The 4,435-nt window shown below is 44.0% G+C and carries 3 protein-coding genes and 1 pseudogene; all 4 read left to right on the top strand.

Features of this window, described 5'->3' with window-relative positions:
* Positions 1-231: 231 nt before the first annotated feature.
* A complete protein-coding gene (locus REC12_RS04865) occupies positions 232-1,005 on the top strand; it encodes an electron transfer flavoprotein subunit beta/FixA family protein (protein WP_308892689.1) in 774 nt (257 codons plus the stop codon).
* 14 nt (positions 1,006-1,019) lie between these two features.
* The gene (locus REC12_RS04860) at positions 1,020-2,009 is read left to right on the top strand and encodes an electron transfer flavoprotein subunit alpha/FixB family protein (RefSeq protein ID WP_308892688.1); all 990 of its coding nucleotides are present in this window, start codon (positions 1,020-1,022) and stop codon (positions 2,007-2,009) included.
* Between the two features lie 107 nt (positions 2,010-2,116).
* Positions 2,117-4,156 (top strand): heterodisulfide reductase-related iron-sulfur binding cluster, encoded by a 2,040-nt coding sequence (locus tag REC12_RS04855; protein WP_308892687.1) that lies wholly within the window; start codon positions 2,117-2,119, stop codon positions 4,154-4,156.
* A gap of 163 nt (positions 4,157-4,319) precedes the next feature.
* A pseudogene (locus REC12_RS04850) lies at positions 4,320-4,435 on the top strand (adenylyl-sulfate reductase subunit beta); the annotation flags it as partial.

Here is a 4,435-nt window from a genome sequence, read left to right as displayed (position 1 = left end):
GTCCTGGTGACGGCATGTCCGTACTGCATCCTGATGCTGGACGATGCTTGTGCCGGACTGGAAAAGAAAGATGTCCTGGAAGTCATGGAAATGTCCGAACTCCTTTGCTCCGCTAGCAAGCCTTAATTCTTTATCTTATCTTTGTGGTGATGCCATTTCCCCATATGGGGGAGGTGTCCAATATATTTTAAGTCAGCCTTTGACAAAATAGAAAAGTTAGGAGGAGAAAGCATGAACATCATCGTTTGCATCAAACAAACATTTGATACCGAGGCTAAAATTGTTCTTGATGGCAGTGGCAAAATCGATCCCAATGGGGTCAACCTAATTATTAACCCTTACGATGAATTCGCTATTGAAGAGGGAATTCGCCTGAAGGAGAAATTAGGTGGCGAAGTTACAATAGTCACTATGGGAGGTCCTCGTGCTCAAGAAGCTGTTCGTACGGCTTTAGCTATGGGAGGGGACAAAGGGGTTGTTGTAAATGACCCGGTTTTGGACAGCGCGGATGAATGGGGAAAAGCCGAAATTCTTGCTAAGGCAATAGCTCAGCTTCCCTACGACATTATCTTATCGGGCCGAATTGCTATTGATGACGGTGCCAGCCAACTTGCAGTGCGTTTAGCAGAAGCCTTAAATATTCCTTCGGTAAACAGCGTTCTGAAACTGGAAGCTTCGGGAACTCAAATTACCGCAACTCGTGAAATTGATGGCGGAACAGAAGTCATTGAGGTTGCTTTGCCAGCCGTTGTTACCGCTCAAAAAGGCCTCAATGAACCTCGTTATCCATCCGTAGCAGGAATCATGAAGGCTAAAAAGAAACCTTTAAAATCAATGTCAGTTGCTGACCTTGGATTATCTGCCGGCGATCTGGCCCCTAAAATGACAGTTGAGAAATTTACCTTACCTGAGGCCCGCAAAGCTGGCCAAAAAATTCCGGGAGAAGCTGCTCAAGCCGCTAAAGAATTAGCACGATTATTGCACGAAGAAGCTAAAGTTCTGTAGAAGGAGGAATAAACATGGCAAAAGGAATATGGGTTGTAGTTGAACAACGCAACATGCAAATTCGTAAAGTTTCATTGGAACTACTTGGACAAGGACGAAAAATGGCCGATGAAACCGGCGAGCCTTTAGTAGCTGTTGTGCTTGGTCAAGGTATTGAAGGAATCGCACAAACGCTTGCTGCTAATGGAGCAGATAAAGTTATTCTCGTTGAAGATGAAAAACTGGCTGAATATACAACCGGAGCTTATACTTCAGCCCTAAACAAAATAATTCGCAAAGAAGAGCCACAAGCAGTTCTCATGGGCAATACTGCCGTAGGAAAAGACCTTGCTCCCCGTTTAGCTCAACGCTTGGGTGTAGGCCTTGCCTCCGACTGCACGGGTATTGAACTTAATTCTGCCAGCTTTATGACCTTTAAGCGTCCTATTTATGCAGGTAAGGCTTTCGAATATCTTAATTCAAACGTTCGTCCTATTTTAGCAACGATCCGCCCCAACACCTTTGCCCTGCCTGTAGCCGACGATTCCCGCAAGGCCGAAGTCGTTAAAGAAAGCGCTGAAATCGATAGTGCAGATTTACGTGCCGTCCTTAAAGAAATAGCTATTGCAGCCTCGAAGCGCCCTGAATTAACTGAAGCTAACATTATTGTTTCAGGCGGACGCGGGATGAAAGGCCCTGAAAATTATGTAATTTTAGAAGCGTTAGCCGATGTCATTGGTGCGGCTGTAGGCGCATCCCGTGCGGCAGTTGACGCAGGCTGGAGAGAGCAGAAGTTCCAAGTCGGACAAACCGGAAAAACAGTTGCTCCTACCCTTTATATTGCTTGCGGGATTTCCGGAGCTATCCAGCACCTTGCCGGTATGGGTTCTTCTAAATTCATTGTGGCAATTAATAAAGATCCTGAAGCAAACATCTTTAATGTTGCAGACTATGGAATCGTCGGAGATCTTTTCGAAGTCGTTCCTATACTGACCGAAGAGTTCAAAAAAATTGTCGGTGCTTAATAAATTCGACTCTTAAAGAAAAATACACTGTTATTTGAAAATTAAATAAAACTAATTCAGCGAAGCGCCTCAAAGGTGCTTCGCTGAATGAACAAGGAGAGATAGGAATGGCCACACGTCCAGTGTATTGGAACATTGAAGGAGAGCATTGGCTATATTTATTCTTCATCATTGCGCTTATTTTCTTCGGTTACGGAGTGTACAAACGTTTGTCACTTTGGAAATTGGGACAACCTGAGAATCGCTGGAAAGACGTATGGCAAGGCATAAAAGATATTCTTGTATATGGATTTGGTCACAAACGAATCCTTAAAGATTCTTATCCCGGCTTGATGCACTTTGGCATTTTCTGGGGATTTGTATTTTTAGCATTTGCAACAGCCATGATTACACTGCAAGCAGACTTTGGACTACATATTTTTCATGGCGGGCTCTATTTATTCATCAAGTTTACCGCTAACTTATTTGGCTTGGCTGCTATCCTCGGTATTTTAGTAGCAGCTTATCGTCGTTATATACAAAGACCCGATCGCCTGGACAATAAAAACGATGACGCAATTACTCTAGCTTTAATATTTATAATTCTGCTAACCGGTTTTGTTATTGAAGGAGCTCGTATTGCCGCAACACCTGATCCATGGGCCGGATGGGGATTCATTGGACAATGGATATCTATTCCGCTTAAGGCGTCTCTCAATGAAGCTCAATTATTGTCATTGCACAGGTTTCTTTGGTGGTTTCATCTCTTGTTAGCGATGACTTTCATCGGATATTTCCCTTATTCAAAGCTGTTCCACATAATACTCGGTCCTTTAAATATGTTCTTTCGTTATCGAGGACCCATCGGAATTCCGGAACCTATTGATTTTGAGGATGAAAGTCTTGAGACCTTTGGCAAAAGCCAACTACGTGAATTTTCCTGGAAAACCCTTTTTAACACCGACGCCTGCTTGCGCTGCGGACGTTGTCAGGACAACTGTCCGGCATACTTAAGCGGCAAGCATTTGAATCCGAAAAAAATTATACAAGACATGCGCCTTCTGATGGAGGAGACAGGTGCGGCGCTTAAAGCCTCGCAGAAATTGACTGTAAGCAGTCAAAGCGCGGACTTGGAGAGTGCTGCAGCTGAGGAGACTGAAGAAGTGACAGGCCGCTCTCTTATTGGAGAAGTGATTCCGGAAGAAGACTTATGGTCCTGTACCACTTGCCGTTCTTGTGAGCAGCAGTGTCCAGTTTTTGTCGAACATGTCGATAAGACCATTGACATGCGGCGTAACCTGGTTCTCATGGAAACCCGTTTCCCGGCCGAAGCTCAGCTGGCTTTCAGAAATATGGAGAACAACGGTAATCCCTGGGGGATTGGCTGGACGACTCGTGCCGACTTTTTAACAGGATTGGGTGTCAAGACCTTCGCAGAAGATCCGAATTCAGAATATTTGTACTGGCCTGGATGTTCGGGCGCCTTTGATGCCCGCAACCAAAAAGTATCGGCTGCAATCGTAAAATTGCTGCAAACAGCCGGTGTTCATTTTGCAATTCTGGGCAACGAAGAGAAATGCTGCGGAGACTCTGCCCGCAAGCTGGGAAATGAATATCTATTTTATACTTTAGCGTCTGAAAATATTGAAGTTATGAAGGGCTATGGCGTCAAAAAAATCATCACTCAATGCCCGCATTGCTTTAATATCCTCAAGAATGAGTATCCTCAATTAGGCGGGAATTTCGAAGTAATCCATCACTCTGTTTTCCTGCTGGATCTGGTGAAAACAGGAAAACTCAAACTGAACAACGTTGCAGGAAAATCGGTAACTTATCATGATTCGTGTTATTTAGGCCGCTATAATCAGATTTATGACCAGCCGCGAGAGTTGCTCAAGGCAGTTGGCTTGACTATTAAAGAAATGGCCCATACCGGCGAAAAGAGCTTTTGCTGCGGAGCCGGCGGCGGACGTATGTGGCTTGAAGAACACGAGGGTGAGCGTATTAACGTTATGCGTACCGATGAGGCAATTGCAACGAAAACTGATTATGTCAGTACCGCATGCCCCTTCTGTTTAACAATGATCGTTGATGGCATAGCAATGCGCGAGGCTGGAGAGGCCTTAAAAGCTTTCGATATTTCAGAAATTTTGGAAAAGGCTATATAGTTAATAAAGTTTGTCTTGTTTAATTTATTCTGTTTATTTACCTTATTTCTGTGTGGCAAGGTCGTTCAGCTTCATGACAATTAGGCTGCCGCTTTGCTGCACGGAACAGAATCCAGGGATTATCTTTTGTTATTTTATTATAAGAATGATGGAGGTTAAACAAATGCCAAGTTTTGTAATTGCAGAAAAATGTGACGGATGCAAAGGGCAAGATAAAACAGCTTGCATGTATGCTTGCCCCAATGACCTGATGTTGTTAGACAAAGAAAGAATGAAAGC

It is taken from the genome of Candidatus Desulfosporosinus nitrosoreducens (assembly GCF_030954495.1).
GTDB lineage: Bacteria > Bacillota > Desulfitobacteriia > Desulfitobacteriales > Desulfitobacteriaceae > Desulfosporosinus > Desulfosporosinus nitrosoreducens.
The sequence above is the reverse complement of the archived record's forward strand: the minus strand, read 5'-3'. Positions and strand labels throughout refer to the sequence as shown.